This window comes from Microbacterium sediminicola, assembly GCF_039531125.1.
Lineage (GTDB): Bacteria > Actinomycetota > Actinomycetes > Actinomycetales > Microbacteriaceae > Microbacterium > Microbacterium sediminicola.
The window spans coordinates 647,012-661,646 of sequence record NZ_BAAAPL010000002.1; the positions used below are offsets into that span (position 1 = coordinate 647,012).

Consider the following 14,635-nt stretch of genomic DNA (forward strand, 5'->3'; position numbering starts at 1 on the left):
CGAGAACCAACCTGCCGGGGCGATGCATCCTCGCGCAGCGTGCGGGAGGATCAGCAAGACCACGCAATGAGGCAGGACAGAGAGGGACACCATGCGGACACGCGCTACTGAGAAGGGACGCGTGCGATGCTGAAGCTCATCGGCTATCGCGTGCTCCTCGCGATCCCGCAGTTGCTCATCCTGTCTCTGCTCGTCTTCCTTCTCACCTACATGGTTCCGGGAAGCGTCGCGGCAGCCATCCTCGGTGACGCGGCAGCGACCCCGGAGGCGATCGCCGAGATCGAGGAACAGCTCGGCCTGAACCGTCCCATCTGGGAGCGCCTCGCTGACTACTACGTCGCCCTCTTCCACGGCGATCTCGGCACCTCGATCATCTCGGGGCAGGCGGTCGCCGACATGATCGCGGCGCGTATCCCGGCGACACTTTCACTGGTCGGCGGCGGGCTCCTGTTCGCGATCCTCTTCGGAGTGAGCGCCGGTATCTTTGCCGGCGTCCGCGCCGGTCAGGTCCGCGACCGCGCCGTGACGGGCTTCACGGCCGTCATTCAATCGGTTCCTGAGTTCTGGGTCGGTCTGATCCTGGTGCTCGTGTTCGTCATCCAGCTCGGGTGGTTCCCCGTGGTCGCCTGGACTCCGCCGAACCAGGACGCCGGTGCCTGGTTGTGGGGCCTTCTGCTCCCGGCGATCGCGCTCGGCGCGGGGGCCTTCGCCCTGATCGCCCGTCAGACCCGTACCGCCGTGGCCGACTCGCTCGCGTCGAAGTACGTCGAGATGCTCACCGCCGCCGGCGTGTCCCGCGGTCGGATCGTCTGGAAGTACGCCCTCAAGAACGCCATGGTCCCGGTGCTCGCGGCCTCGGGTCTGGCGGTTGGAATCCTCATCGGCACGAGCCTGGTGATGGAGCGCGTGTTCTCATTCCCCGGGCTGGGCAGCCTGATGCTCGGCAGCGCACTGAGCAAGGACTTCCCCGTCGTCCAGGGCATCGCGTTGACCATCGCGATCATCGTGATCGTGGTGAACCTCGTCATCGACATTCTCTACGGCGTCATCAACCCGAAAGCACGACCCGCATGAGCACCCCAGACACCATTACCGTCAAGTCGCTCGCGACGAAGAAGGAGCGTCCCCCGAAGTCCAACGCCGCGCGCGTCGTCGGTCGGATGCTTCGTCAACCGCTCACGATGGTCGCCCTCGGATGGGTGCTGCTCGTTGTGCTGTCTGCGATCTTCGCCGACCTCATCGCACCATATGACCCCACCGACAACGACTTCGCCGTGTTGTTGCAGGGTCCCTCGGCAGAGCACTGGCTCGGCACCGACGACAATGGTCGCGACGTCCTCAGCCGCATTCTTTTCGGTTCGCGCATCGCCCTGCTCGTCGGCTTCGGTTCCGTCATGGTCGCCATGATCATCGGTGTGCCGCTCGGACTTCTCCTCGGGTTCCGCGGCCGCTGGTGGGATCGCATCGGAACGAGATTCATCGACATCTTCGACGCGCTTCCCGGCATCGTGATCGCGTTCGCGATCATCGCGATCCTCGGTCGGGGACTGTTTTCGATCATGCTGGCTATCGGCATCATGTTCTCGATGAACTTCGCGCGGATGACGCGAGCGGTCACGCTGGCCGAACGCAACAAGATGTACGTCGATGCGGCGCAGGTGAGCGGTCTCCGAGAAAGTGCGATCGTCTTCAAACAAGTACTCCCCAACTTGGCGGGCCCGATCATCGTGCAGGCGGCGATCCTCACCGGCACCGCGATCATCATCGAATCCGCGCTGAGTTTCCTCGGAATCGGACTCGAATCCTCCATACCGTCCTGGGGCGGGTTGCTGGGTGTGGCGGCCGGCTATCAGGCTGTGCAGCCCTTCCTCGCGTTCCCTCCGGGTGTGGCGATCATCCTGACGGTGCTCTCGTTCAACCTGATCGGCGACGGCCTGAACGAGGCTCTCACCGGGCGTCGCCGCAGCCGCAAGGTCAGCCGCAAAGAGCGGGCTCAGCGGGCAGCGGACGAGGCTGCCGCGGCCGCGACGGTGGCGGCATCCGAGCCCGCGGCGGATCCCGAGTACATCCTTGAGGCTCGCGACGTGAGCGTCATGTTGGAGGAACCGACAGGTGACATCCCCCTGATCAAGGACGTGAGTCTCTCGGTCGAGCGCGGCGAGGTCGTGGGGATCGTCGGCGAGTCGGGGTCCGGTAAGTCGACGTTCGCCCGCGCCATCCTCGGCATCCTGCCCCCGGGCACACACCTCGGATCCGGCGAGATCGTTCTTGACGGAGAGAACATCGCCCACCGCGCGGAGAAGCAGCTGCGAGGTGTCCGCGGTCCCGTGATGGCCGCCGTCTTCCAGGACCCTATGGCGGCGCTCTCCCCGGTGCACACCGTGGGAACCCAGCTGTGCGAGCCGCTGCGCGCACACTTCGGCATGGACAACAAGGCCGCGCGGGAACGTGCCGCGGAGCTGCTGGACAGAGTCGGTGTGCAGAACGCCGAGTCCCGGCTAGATGACTACCCCCACCAGTTCTCGGGTGGCATGGCGCAGCGCGTCGGCATTGCGATCGCGCTCGCGGCCCAACCCAAGCTGTTGATCGCGGACGAGGCGACCTCGGCGCTCGACGTGACGACCCAGGCCCAGGTGCTCGATCTGCTACTGGAACTGAAGGATGAGTTCAACATGGGCATCATCCTGATCACGCACGACATGGGAGTGGTCGCCGAGGCGTGTGACCGAGCTGCTGTGTTGTACCGCGGTGAGATGGTCGAGGTCACCGAGAGTGTCGAGGAGCTCTTCGACGCTCCGAAGCACCCGTACACCGCCTCGCTGCTCGCGGCGCGCGAGCGACGACCCCGGCACGATCGTCATCCCCAGGAGGCTTCGCGATGAGCACGACCGTCACCGACGCCGTGGGTGCTCCGGTGTTCGCACACGGGGCGGACCCGCTCTTGCGGGTCGAGAACGTCTCGATCAGCTACGATGCGCCGCAGCTGTTCCGCCGCTCGAAGCACAAGCACGTCGTGACGGACGTCAGCTTCGACATCTATCCAGGCGAGACCTTCGGTCTGGTCGGCGAGAGCGGGTCGGGAAAATCCACGACAGGGCGTGCCATTCTGCGACTGCTGGAACCGACGACCGGCAGGATCACGTTCGATGGCACGGATGTCACGGCGTTCGGTCGGCACACGCCGCTGTCGTATCGGCGTGACGTGCAGGCGGTCTTCCAGGATCCGTCGATGTCTCTCAACCCGCGTCAGCCGGTGTCGATGGCAGTGACCGCGGCCCTGCAGCGGCATGGTGTCTCGAGTCGGCGCGAGCGTGAGCGACGTGCAGCAGAGCTGTTCGGTCATGTCGGCCTGACGGCTGCGCATCTGCAGCGCTACCCCTTCGAACTGTCGGGCGGGCAGCAGCAACGCGTCGCGATCGCACGCTCACTGGCGCTGAACCCCCGGTTGGTGGTCTGTGATGAGGCGTTGAGCGCGCTGGATCTGACGACGCAGAACCAGATCCTCAATCTGCTCGTCGATCTGCAGATCGAGACCGGTGTGAGCTACCTCTTCATCGGTCACAACCTCGAGATGGTGCGATACATCTCCGACCGCATCGCCGTGATGCGTCTGGGGGAGATTGTCGAAATGGCTGAGGCGGATCAGCTCTTCACCCACCCCCAGCACCCGTATACGCGCCGCCTGCTCGGAGCAACCCCGGCGCAGCATCCTGCGGGCCGCGAGGAGCGCCGCGCGCGACGCCACGAGTTCCGCGTCATCCGCGATCTGGGTAGCGACGTCGCCGAGCGCTGACGGTCGGTCAGTGTCGACGAGACCCCCATCGATTCGGGTGGGGGTCTCGTGCTTTCTGGACTGGGTCGTTTCAGTTCTTGACAAACTATGATGATCTCTACAATGTTTGTAGTTAAGTGAAATAATCCCGATGTGCGGAGTTGCGCATCGTAGGAAGGACGTAGACATGCCCTCTCTCGGAGATGAGATCCAGGCGGCCGGTGGCCCCCTCGCGCTCCTGCGCAGCTCGCGCTCGGGCTCATATGTGTTCCCGGTGAAGCCCGAGTTCACGAACTGGCGCGACGAGCAGGAGTCGTGGCGCACCAGTGCCGCGCTCATGGACCTCTCTCTCCACATGCCCGATCTGATCGTGGAAGGTCCCGATGTCTTTCGACTGCTCGAGCACATCGGGGCGAACAGCTTCCGCGGGTTCGGTCCGATGAAGGCCAAGCAGTTGGTCGCCGTCGGCTACGACGGCAACATGATCGGTGACGCGATTCTCTTCTGCCTGGGTGAGCAGCTCGTACGGATCGTCGGCCGCCCACCGGCGCTGAACTGGGTGCAGTTCCACGCCGAGACCGGTGACTGGGATGTGACGGTGCGCAAGGATGAGCGCGCGATCATGAACCCCGAGGGTCGTGAGCTCTACCGACTGCAGTTGCAGGGGCCGACGGCGGACAAGATCTTCGAGAAGGTCAACGGTGGTCCGATGCCGGAGATCAAGTTCTTCCACATGGGCACCTTCAAGATCGGCCAGTACACGACCACCGCGCTGAACCACCGCATGTCGGGGTTCCCGGGGCTGGAGTTCTTCGGTCCTTACGAGGAGCTCGAGGGTGTGCGCAACACGCTGCTGGAGGCCGGTGCCGAGTACGGCATTACCCAGATCGGTGGCCGGGCCTACGCATCCGTCGCCACCGAGTCGGGCTGGATCGCCAACACCCTACCCGCCGTGTACTCGCAGCCGGAGATGCAGAGCTTTCGCGAGTGGCAGAGCGCGCGATCATTCGAGGCCAACCTTGCGCTGGCGGGAAGCTTCGTGTCGGACGACATCGAGGACTACTACGTGACCCCGTGGGACCTCGGATACAGCCACATTGCGAAGTTCGACCACGACTTCATCGGTCGTGATGCGCTGGAAGCGCGCATCAGCGACGAGCACCGGCGCAAGGTGTGGATCGAGTGGGATCGCGAGGACGTCGAGCGCATCTGGGGCAGCATGTACAACCCTGGGGCTGAGCGCTTCAAGTACCTCGAGACACCGATGTCGACGTACACCGCCTGCCAGTTCGACCGCATCGAGAAGGACGGCGAGCACGTCGGCAACATGAACCTCTCGGTGTACTCGTCCAACACTCGCTCGTGGATCTCGTTGGGTTCTCTCGACGCCGCCGTGCAGCCCGGCGACCGTGTGCAGCTGATCTGGGGTGAGCCCGATGGTGGATCCAGCCGGTTCTACGAGAAGCACACGCAGACGACCGTGAACGCGACGGTGATGGAGCGGCCGTTCCTCGACAGCACCGAAGGGTCGAGCAACCACTGATCGTGGCGCGCATTCAGGGGCCTCGCCGTCGAGCGGCGGGGCCCCTGTACGTCTGCCGCGTACACTCGTGCACGGTGCCCGCGCCGCCGCGGCACCGTGAGGAGTGCAGTCCGTGGATCGACTCGTCGTGATGAAGACCTTCGTCACCGTGGCCAAGTCGTCGAGCTTTAGCGCCGCTGCGCGTGAACTCGCGATCTCCGGATCGCTCGTCTCACGTCACGTCGCCGATCTCGAGCGCCAGATCGGCGTCCGCCTGGTCAACCGCACCGCGCGCTCGGTGAGTCTGACCGACACCGGCACCGAGTACGCCGAGTTCGCAGCGCGGATCCTGGGCGAGATCGACGAGCAGGACCGCTCGCTCTCCCACTCCCAGGAAGTCGCCGAAGGCACCCTGTCGATCATCTGCCCGAAGTGGATCGGAACTCTCGAGGTCGGCGATGCGATCGCGGCCTTCGCGATCGAGCACCCGAAGATCCGCGTCCGGTTCGAGCTCGGCGGAATGAGTGACCGCAACTACGACTTCCTCGAGCGCGGCTACGACGTCGCATTCCACACCCGCGACCTGCGGGACTCGAACGTGCTGCTGCGACGTGTTTCGGAGCTGCCGTTCGTGCTCGCGGCATCGAAGGACTACGTCGCCAGGCACGGCGCACCCGCGAACATCGCCGAGCTGCGGGAGCACGAGTGCGTCATGCACCCCAACGATCCGGTCTGGCGGCTCGGTGAGGCCGAGCACACGATCCACTACAAAGTGCAGGATCCTGCGGTGGTGGCCAATTCGTACCTCGTGATCGAGAAGCTCGTCGAAACCGGGTGCGGCATCGCGCTGATCCCGCGCCGGCCCGCGCAGGAGCGGCTGGAGGCCGGTGAACTGGTCGAGATCCTCCCGGACTCGCCGCCGCCGGCTCGTGCGTTGTACGTCGTGCACGGTCCCGGGGGGCGCACTCCCGAGCGGGTGCGGGTCTTCCTGGAGTTCATGACGACGTGGTTCCGCAATCGCGAGGCGTGACCTGACCTGGCCCGTCGTGACCTGACCTGGCCCGTCGTGACCGGGTCGTGCCGCTCGTGCATGCATAGCTGAACGCCGCAGCCCCTTGCCTCACCGCGATGGTGATGCTTCGATAATTATCGAAGAGCAAGGAGGCTCCATGAGCGTGAGCGACGACGGCGACCAGCGCGACACGATGTTCGTCGCGCTCGCGGCGACGCTCGTGGATGTCACCCGCGAGATGCGACTGAGCGCATCGCACACGAATCCGGTCTTCCCGCTCACGCAGACCCAGAGCCAGGTCATGCACTTCGTGCACCAGAACCCCGGGTGCGCTCCTTCCGAGATCGCCGATGCGAACGGTTTGCAGCGCACCAACGTCAGCGCCGCTCTGAGGGAGCTCAAGGAGCGCGGCTACGTCACGTCCGAGCGCAGCGTCGACGACGGGCGCGGCATCCGCATCCACTCGACCGTTCTCGCCGACACCAACATCGCGCGGCTGCGACGTGCGTGGGGTGAGCACCTCGCCGACGCGTGGGGCGGTCGCGACGCCGACGGGCTCGCATCCGCCCTGCGCACTCTCGAGAGCATCCGCGATGCACTCGGTGCACGCCGCGCAACGAAAGACTTCGCCCCCGAGACTGCCGCGACGCGGACCGCTTCGTGAGACTCGACACCGACCGACAGAAACACAGGCCATGAGCATCGAACGCATCGAATCCGTCGTCTACGGCGTCGACGACCTCGACGAGGTCACCCGCTTCTTCCAGGACTTCGGGCTGGAGCTGGTCGAGCGCACGCCGGATGTCAGCACTTTGACCACCCAGGTCGGACAGCGGCTCGTGCTCAAGCGCGTCGGCGACCCGACGCTGCCGACTTCGCCCGAGGAAGGCCCCGGTATCAAGGAGGTCATCTGGGGCGTCGACACCGCCGAGGCGATGGATGCGCTGGTCGCAGATCTCCGCACCGACCGGGAGGTCGTCGTCGAAGGCGGCATCGCCCACACGTACGACGAGACCGGGTTCGGCATCGGCCTCATGGTCACCCATCCCGAGAACCTGAACTTCGACGTGCGCAAGTACAACAGTCGCGGACGTGTCGAGCGGTGGAACGAGTCGCACGGACCGATTCCCGACATCCGACCGATCCGCGTGTGCCATGTCGCCATGAACATCCCCAAGGAGGGGCGGCACGAGGCGGTCAACTTCTATCTCGATCGCCTGAACTTCCGCGCGACCGATGTCGTGAAGCCCATGGGTGTGTTCATGCAGATCGAGGGCGACGACGACCAGCACAACTTCCTGCTGTGCCACCGCCCCGACCGCGCCGGAACGAACCACACCTCATGGGAGGTCTCCGGCTTCGACGACGTCATCGAGGGCGGCAACCACATGATCGAGAAGGGCTGGCGGGAAGCCCGTCGCCTCGGCCGCCACACCGTCGGTTCGAACGTCTTCCGCTTCATCCACTGCCCCGCCGGGGGACGGGTCGAGTACGCCGCCGACATGGACCGCGTCGATGACAGCTACGGCCCCAACATCCACGAACAGACTCCGCCGCACCACATCTGGGTACTCGAGACGAACCGCGACTCCCGCGTCCCCAACACCTCGGAAGGATCCGCGCTCGCATGACCATCACCTCTCCCACCCTTTCCGAGGCCGCTGACACCTACGCGAAGGCACGGCTCGGCCTCTACATCGACGGTGCCTGGCGCGACGGCGCCGCGGGGCGCTCGTTCGACATCATCAACCCCGCAACCGAGGAAGTCCTCGGCCAGGTCGCCCGCGCCGAGGAGAGCGACATCGCCGAGGCCCTGGCCGCCGCTGAGCGCGCCTTCCCCGCCTGGCGCGACACCTCTGCGTTTGAGCGTGCGCGCATCCTGAACAAGACTGTGGCGCTGCTGCGCGAGCGGGCCCCCGAGATCGGTCGTCTCATGGCCATCGAGCAGGGCAAGCCTCTGAAGGATGCCGTGATGGAGGTCGTGCGCGTGTCGGGCACCCTCGAGTGGTGTGCGCAGGAGACCCGACGTCTGTACGGGCGCATCATCCCGACCGACGTCGACACGAGCCTCACCGTGCGCTACGAGCCGGTCGGCGTCGTCGGTGCGATCGTCCCGTGGAACTTCCCCGCCGGATCCCCCATGCGCAAGATGTCGGCGGCCATCGCGGCTGGCTGCTCGCTGGTCATCAAGGCCTCGCAGGAGGTGCCCGCCACCGTGTGTGCGCTGGCCCAGGCCTTCCACGATGCCGGTCTTCCCGCCGGCGTCCTGAACCTGGTGTTCGGACGCGGCGCCGAGACCGCCCACCAGCTGATCGACGCCCCGCAGACCCGGCTGATCGCCTTCACCGGCTCGGTTCCGGTCGGCAAGGAGCTGGCCGCTCGGGCCGGCGGCCTCATGAAGCCGACGATCATGGAGCTCGGCGGGCACGCCCCCGTCATCGTCTGCGCCGACGCCGATCCGATCCTCGCCGCGCGCCGGGCGTCTGCCGCCAAGTGGGCCAACGCCGGTCAGGTGTGCACCTCGCCCAGCCGCTTCTTCGTGCACGAGAGCATCGTCGAGGAGTTCACCGCCGAGATGGTGCGCCAGGCCGAGGCCCTCACGATCGGCGACCCGCTCGAGACCGGCGTCACGATGGGTCCCCTCATCAACGCGAAGCGTGTCGAGTCGATCAGCCACCTCGTCGACGACGCGGTCGCCCACGGCGCCACCGTCGCCTACGGCGGGGAGCGCATCGGCGAGAGCGGCTACTACTACGCGCCGACGATCCTCACGAACGTGCCGATGGACGCCGAGGTGATGTTCGAGGAACCCTTCGGCCCGATCGCGCCCATCACCTCCTTCACCGACCTCGATGAGGCCATCGCTGCTGCCAACGACCTGCCCTTCGGGCTCGCCGCCTACGGCTTCACCGAGTCGGCGGCGACCGCCGACAAGCTCGTGCGCGGCTTCGAGGCCGGCATCCTCTCCATCAACCACTGCGGTGGCTCGGTCACCGAAGCACCGTCCGGCGGTGTGAAGGAGAGCGGCATCGGACGCGAAAGCGGACCCGAGGGCGTCCAGGCTTACCTGATCACCAAGCGCATCTCGCACAAGCTGCGCTGACCCTGAAACACGAACCGAGACGGACGACACGATGAGGTACGCACGCTGCGAGATCGAGGGACGCGAGTTCTTCGGTGTCGTCGACGGCGACCGGATCCACGAGATCGCCGGTCCGCTGTTCGGCGAGCGACGTCTGACGGGTGCCGATCACGCGCTCGCGGATGTCACGCTGCTGCCTCCGGTCATGCCGCCGACGTTCTACGCCGCGGGCTTCAACTACAAGGCCCACAACCGGCACCATGAGGAACTCGGGTACGACCCGGTCAAGGTCGGCCCTCACCCCGAGGTCGGCTACCGCGCGCAGAGCGCGTTGATCGCGCACGGCGAGGCGATCGTCAAGCCGGACGACGTCGAAGGGCGCTTCGAGACCGAGGCGGAGGTCGTCGCGGTGATCGGTGCGACCATGCGCCACGTCACGCGCGAGGAGGCGATCGCCGGCGTCTTCGGCTGGACGATCGGCAACGACGTCAGTGCGCGCACCTGGCAGCACGCCGATCGCACGTTCTGGCGCGCCAAGAACGCCGACACGTTCAAGCCGATGGGTCCGTGGATCGAGACGGACATCGATCCGATGACCGCCACCACGACGGTGCGCCGCAACGGCGAGATCGACGCGCAGTTCGCCACCGGCGACATGATCTTCGATCCGTACGACTTCATCGTGGAGATCACGAAGTACATCACACTTCGTCCGGGCGACGTCCTCTGGATGGGCGCGGACGGCAACACCCCCATGGCAGTGGGCGATGTCATCGACATCGAAATCTCCGGCATCGGAACACTCACCAACACCGTCGTAGCCGAGAGGCGCGACATCGACACCGTCGTAGCAGAGCGCTACGAGTCAGACCCCGTCGGCGCCGTCGCCGGCACTCAGAAAGGAAACGGACGATGACCACCGTTGACGCCACCCCCGACACGGATGCCGGCCCTCGACAGGTCGAGAAGGGCTTCGCGCTTCCGGCGCCGAAGTTCGACGATCAGGGTCGCAGCATGGAGCCGAAGTACATCCACCACGTGAACTTTCCGACCACCAACATCGACCGCACGGTCGAGTGGTACACCAAGGTCTTCGGCCTCAAGCGCGTCATGCCCAAGAGCAACTCGCGCGTGGTGCTCATGACCAAGGGCCGCTTCGACCTGCACTTCACGCCGGTCGAGGAGATGGACCGCATGGCGCCCTACCACTTCGCCATGGAGGTCGAGGACTGGGAGGGCTTCATGGGGCACCTCGACGCCCTCGGCATCCGTCACACCCGCGAGGTGGCGCGCCCCGAGAACCAGTCGAAGTTCTGCTACATCCACGACCCCGACCACACGATGATCGAGCTCGTGTTCCACGGCAAGCGCCCCGACTGAGCGCGAATCGACACTTCCACACCCACCCCGGGTGCGAGCGATCGCGCCCGAAAACAGCAAGGATGCTCAATGCCCACTGTGGTCAACAACGGCACCTCGATCTACTACGAGGTGCACGGCGAGGGCTCGCCGATCCTGCTCGTGCACGGTTCCGGCGGTCACCACGCGGCGTGGTGGCAGCAGGTCGCGGCGTTGCGAGACCAGCACACCATCGTCACGATCGACCTGCGCGGGTTCGGCAACTCCGACCCCGATGAGTCCTTCGACAGCCTCAACTTCCCCGGCGACATCCGTGCGGTGATCGAGGATGCCGATCTCACCGACCTGGTGCTGCTCGGCCAGTCGATCGGTGCCGCCGCAGCCCTCAAGGCCGCGCTGCAGGTGCCCGAGCGGGTGCGCGGTGTCATCCTCGCCCACTCGCTGGGTGGCATCGACCACCCCGAGATCACGCCGCTGGTCAAGGCAGACCGTGCGGAGGCCGAGAAGCTCCCGGTCATCGACCGCCTCCTCACCAAAGCCTTCCGCGCGGACGACCCCGCCAAGACGTTCCTGTTCACGCAGATGGGAACCTTCAACAAGGCGCGGATGCAGGACCTGCGCAACCTCGCCAGCGACGGCCCCACGATCGAGGGGGTGGCCGCGGCCGGCATCTCGATCGCGTTCCTGGCCGGTGAGAAGGATGCCGTCCTCAGCCCCGCCACGGTGACCAAGGCGCACGAGCTCATCGAGGGCTCGCTGCTGGAGGTCGTCCCCGGTGCGCCCCACTCCATGTATTGGGAGCGTCCCGACCTGTTCAACGCCGCTGTGAAGAAGCTCGTCGACGAGCTGGGAGGAAAGTGATCATGCCGAAGAACGTCATGCAGGAAGACGCCGAGAAGATCATGGCCGTCGCTGAGCGCGAAGCGCTGCGTCTGGGCAAGGGCCTGAGCATCGCGGTCGTCGACTCGGGAGGGTTCATCGTCAGCATCCGTCGCTTCGACGGCGCTCGCCCGATGACCCCGATGATCGCACTGTCGAAGGCCTACACGTCGGCGGTCATGCAGCGCCCGAGCGCGATGCTCAAGCCGTGGTCGAACTCCGACCCCGCCTTCTTCAGCCAGGTCTCGACAATGGGGCACTTCCCGATCGTCGCGACCGGCGGCGGGGTCACCCTCAAGCGCGACGGCGAGTTCATCGGCGGTGTCGGCGTCTCCGGCGGCACCCCGCAGGAGGACGAGGCGCTCGCCCAGGCCCTGCTCACCGAGCTCGGCTACGACACCGATTTCGCCGAATGGGCCGGTGCCAAGGGCGCCGCCGACGGCAAGCACTGAGAGGGAGCCGACGATGGCAAACTACTTCGCCTACCGCATCGACAATCATGGCGGCGCGGTCCGGCCCAAGCTGCTGCAGCAAGCGCGTGACCAGCTGCGCGCCGGTGAGATCACCGCGGACGAGCTCGCCGCGATCGAGGACGAGCAGATCCAGGAGTGGATCACCACGCAGCGCCACCTGACGCTGTCGTGCCTCTCGGACGGCGGCTACCGCAACGGCGACTACCGCAGCCCCGTCCTCTGGAATGTCCAGGGTTTCACCCGGGCGCAGGGACAGATGAGCGACGCCGGATTCGGCACCTGGATCGTCGACGGCCCGCTCAAGCTCAAGAGCCCGATCGCCGCAGACGCGGCGTCGTTCATGCTCGAGCACACGGGCTTCCCCGTGAAGGTCAACCTGCCCTCGCCCGCTCACATCGCGGCGCAGTGCTACGACGAGCTGAAGACGGTGCGGGCCTACCCCGGTGCCGCAGCCCTGGGAGACGCGCTCGCGGAGCTGATGGTCGAGGAGATCGAGCACCTGTTCGAACTCGGTGTGAAATTCATCCAGTTCGACAACCCCGACTACTCGGCCTACCTCGTCGGGCGTGACAATCCGCTGCTGACGTTCGACGAGGCCGTGCAGATCGACAACGCGGTGATCGCGGGGCTCGAGAAGGAGGAAGACCAGAAGGTCGCCCTCGCCACCGGCTGGGGAGACAACCTGGACGGCGACGTCGACTACGCCCGCGTGGAGAAGCTGTTCGCCACCTCGTACGACAAGTTCACGGTGCCCTTCCACAACGAGGCCGCCGTCGCACAGGACCTGCCGCGCTACGTTCCCGAGGGCAAGCAGGTGTCGCTCGGCATCGTCGATGCGACCACCCCCGCGCTCGAAGACATCGACACCGTCGTGAAGCGCATCGAGGATGTCATCGACGTCCACGACTACGACGCGATCGGGCTGCTTCCGCAGCGCCCGTTCCAGGCGGCGCACTACCAGCCGGCCGCCCTCACCCAGGAAGAGCAGCGCAAGAAGCTCGAGCAGGTCGAGATCTTCGCCACCATGATCTGGGGGAACGAGGCGTGAGCTCCGAGGCTGTGTCGGCTGCCGCCACGACCGCCGTCACGGTGGTCGCGCGGCTCCACCCGGCACCTGAGAACCTCGAGCAGGCGATCGCCGCGATCGCCGCGGCCGTGGACGGCATCCGCGCCGAGGAGGGCTGCGAGCAGTACGCGCCCCACCTGGCCGATGACGGAACGATCGTCATCGTCGAGCGCTGGAGCTCGCGGGAGGCACTGGCGGCGCACGACACCGGCAGCGCCGTGCAGGTGCTACGCGACGGAGTGAAGGGACTGATGGCTGCGCCGACCGAGGTCACGATCGCTGTCGCCTTCTGAAACTGTCGGCGCGCGCTGACTACTTCGCGGACGGCCCGAGGGGCATCGGGTGCCGGTTAGGCTCCCGATGTCCCTCTTGCTGTCCGAAAGGAACGACGTGTCGCACGCGCTGTTCGAGCCCCTGACTCTGCGCGGAGTCGAAGCCCGCAACCGTATCTGGATCCCGCCGATGTGTCAGTACATGGTCGATGCGCAGGACGGGGTCCCGACCGACTGGCATCTGATGCACCTGGGCTCCCTCGCTCGGGGCGGCGCCGGAGTGGTCATGGCCGAGGCGACCGGAGTCGCTCCCGAAGGGCGTATCAGCCCGCAGGATCTCGGGCTCTGGAACGACGACCAGGCTGCGGCGTTCGCACGCATAACGTCCTTCATACACACGCAGGGCGCGCTCGCCGCCATCCAGCTCGCCCACGCCGGCCGCAAGGCATCCACCTGGCGGGGATGGGGGGAGCGGCCCGAAGGGAATGTTCCGGTCGAGCACGGCGGCTGGCAGCCGGTGGGTGCGTCACCCATCGCGTTCACCGGTCTCGCCGAACCGCGCGAGCTCACGGTCCACGAACTGCCCGGAATCGTCGAGGCCTTCGCGGCGGCGGCGCGGCGCGCTATCGCCGCGGGCTTCGACATCCTCGAGATCCACGCCGCCCACGGCTACCTGCTGCACAGCTTCCTCTCGCCGCTGTCCAATCAGCGCACCGATGCCTACGGGGGTTCGCTCGAGAATCGCTCGCGCCTGCTGATCGAGATTGTGGATGCCGTGCGGGCCGCGATCGGTGACGACATCCCGCTGCTGGTTCGGGTCTCGGCGACGGACTGGGCCGAGGGCGGATGGGATCTGCCGCAGACCGTGGAACTGAGCCACATGCTGCGCGAACACTCGGTCGACATGATCGATGTGTCCAGCGGCGGCAACATCCTGCACGTCAAGATTCCCGTCGGACCCGGCTATCAGCTGGCGTTCGCCACGGCGATCCGTGAGGCCAGCGGGCTTCCGGTGTCGACGGTCGGCATGATCGACGAGCCCTTCCAGGCTGAGCAGATCGTGGCCCTCGAGCAGGCGGATGTCGTGATGGTCGGTCGTGAAACACTGCGGGACCCGAACTTCCCGATCCGCGCCGCTGACGCGCTCCGCTACCGGATGTCGTACAAGCCCGGACCCTACGAGCGCGCGTACCGCTGA

The 14,635-nt window shown here is 66.2% G+C and carries 15 protein-coding genes; all 15 read left to right on the forward strand.

The window, feature by feature from the left end:
- Positions 1-126 precede the first annotated feature (126 nt).
- The 15 genes from ABD206_RS11675 to ABD206_RS11745 all read left to right on the forward strand — a co-directional run bounded on the left by ABD206_RS11675 (position 127) and on the right by ABD206_RS11745 (position 14,635).
- On the forward strand, positions 127-1,074 hold the full coding sequence (locus ABD206_RS11675) for an ABC transporter permease (RefSeq protein ID WP_344072731.1): 948 nt from the start codon (positions 127-129) through the stop codon (positions 1,072-1,074).
- Positions 1,071-2,882, forward strand: coding sequence for a dipeptide/oligopeptide/nickel ABC transporter permease/ATP-binding protein (locus ABD206_RS11680; protein ID WP_344072733.1), 1,812 nt, complete (start codon positions 1,071-1,073; stop codon positions 2,880-2,882). The genes ABD206_RS11675 and ABD206_RS11680 overlap by 4 nt, the downstream gene beginning before the upstream one ends.
- Positions 2,879-3,793, forward strand: a complete 915-nt coding sequence (locus ABD206_RS11685; protein ID WP_344072735.1) for an ATP-binding cassette domain-containing protein — start codon at positions 2,879-2,881, stop codon at positions 3,791-3,793. The genes ABD206_RS11680 and ABD206_RS11685 overlap by 4 nt, the downstream gene beginning before the upstream one ends.
- 166 nt (positions 3,794-3,959) lie before the next feature.
- Positions 3,960-5,315, forward strand: coding sequence for an aminomethyl transferase family protein (locus ABD206_RS11690; RefSeq protein WP_344072737.1), 1,356 nt, complete (start codon positions 3,960-3,962; stop codon positions 5,313-5,315).
- Positions 5,316-5,427: 112 nt separating this feature from the next.
- Positions 5,428-6,324: a LysR family transcriptional regulator gene (locus ABD206_RS11695; protein ID WP_344072739.1), complete on the forward strand. Its 897-nt coding sequence runs from the start codon at positions 5,428-5,430 to the stop codon at positions 6,322-6,324.
- Positions 6,325-6,463: 139 nt separating this feature from the next.
- On the forward strand, positions 6,464-6,970 hold the full coding sequence (locus ABD206_RS11700; RefSeq protein ID WP_344072741.1) for a MarR family winged helix-turn-helix transcriptional regulator: 507 nt from the start codon (positions 6,464-6,466) through the stop codon (positions 6,968-6,970).
- Between the two features lie 31 nt (positions 6,971-7,001).
- Positions 7,002-7,937, forward strand: coding sequence for a VOC family protein (locus tag ABD206_RS11705; RefSeq protein ID WP_344072743.1), 936 nt, complete (start codon positions 7,002-7,004; stop codon positions 7,935-7,937).
- Positions 7,934-9,409, forward strand: coding sequence for an NAD-dependent succinate-semialdehyde dehydrogenase (locus tag ABD206_RS11710; protein WP_344072746.1), 1,476 nt, complete (start codon positions 7,934-7,936; stop codon positions 9,407-9,409). The genes ABD206_RS11705 and ABD206_RS11710 overlap by 4 nt, the downstream gene beginning before the upstream one ends.
- A 31-nt stretch (positions 9,410-9,440) precedes the next feature.
- Complete coding sequence (locus tag ABD206_RS11715) at positions 9,441-10,304, forward strand: fumarylacetoacetate hydrolase family protein (RefSeq protein WP_344072748.1); 864 nt, start codon at positions 9,441-9,443, stop codon at positions 10,302-10,304.
- Positions 10,301-10,768 (forward strand): VOC family protein, encoded by a 468-nt coding sequence (locus ABD206_RS11720; RefSeq protein ID WP_344072750.1) that lies wholly within the window; start codon positions 10,301-10,303, stop codon positions 10,766-10,768. Before ABD206_RS11715 ends, ABD206_RS11720 begins: the two co-directional genes overlap by 4 nt.
- Before the next feature lie 69 nt (positions 10,769-10,837).
- The gene (locus ABD206_RS11725; protein ID WP_344072752.1) at positions 10,838-11,608 is read left to right on the forward strand and encodes an alpha/beta fold hydrolase; all 771 of its coding nucleotides are present in this window, start codon (positions 10,838-10,840) and stop codon (positions 11,606-11,608) included.
- A 2-nt stretch (positions 11,609-11,610) separates the two neighbouring features.
- Entirely contained in the window at positions 11,611-12,078 is a 468-nt protein-coding gene (locus tag ABD206_RS11730) for a GlcG/HbpS family heme-binding protein (RefSeq protein WP_344072754.1), read from the forward strand.
- A 13-nt stretch (positions 12,079-12,091) separates the two neighbouring features.
- A complete protein-coding gene (locus ABD206_RS11735) occupies positions 12,092-13,147 on the forward strand; it encodes a hypothetical protein (protein WP_344072756.1) in 1,056 nt (351 codons plus the stop codon).
- On the forward strand, positions 13,144-13,458 hold the full coding sequence (locus ABD206_RS11740; protein ID WP_344072758.1) for a putative quinol monooxygenase: 315 nt from the start codon (positions 13,144-13,146) through the stop codon (positions 13,456-13,458). The genes ABD206_RS11735 and ABD206_RS11740 overlap by 4 nt, the downstream gene beginning before the upstream one ends.
- Positions 13,459-13,555: 97 nt before the next feature.
- The gene (locus ABD206_RS11745) at positions 13,556-14,635 is read left to right on the forward strand and encodes an NADH:flavin oxidoreductase/NADH oxidase (RefSeq protein WP_344072760.1); all 1,080 of its coding nucleotides are present in this window, start codon (positions 13,556-13,558) and stop codon (positions 14,633-14,635) included.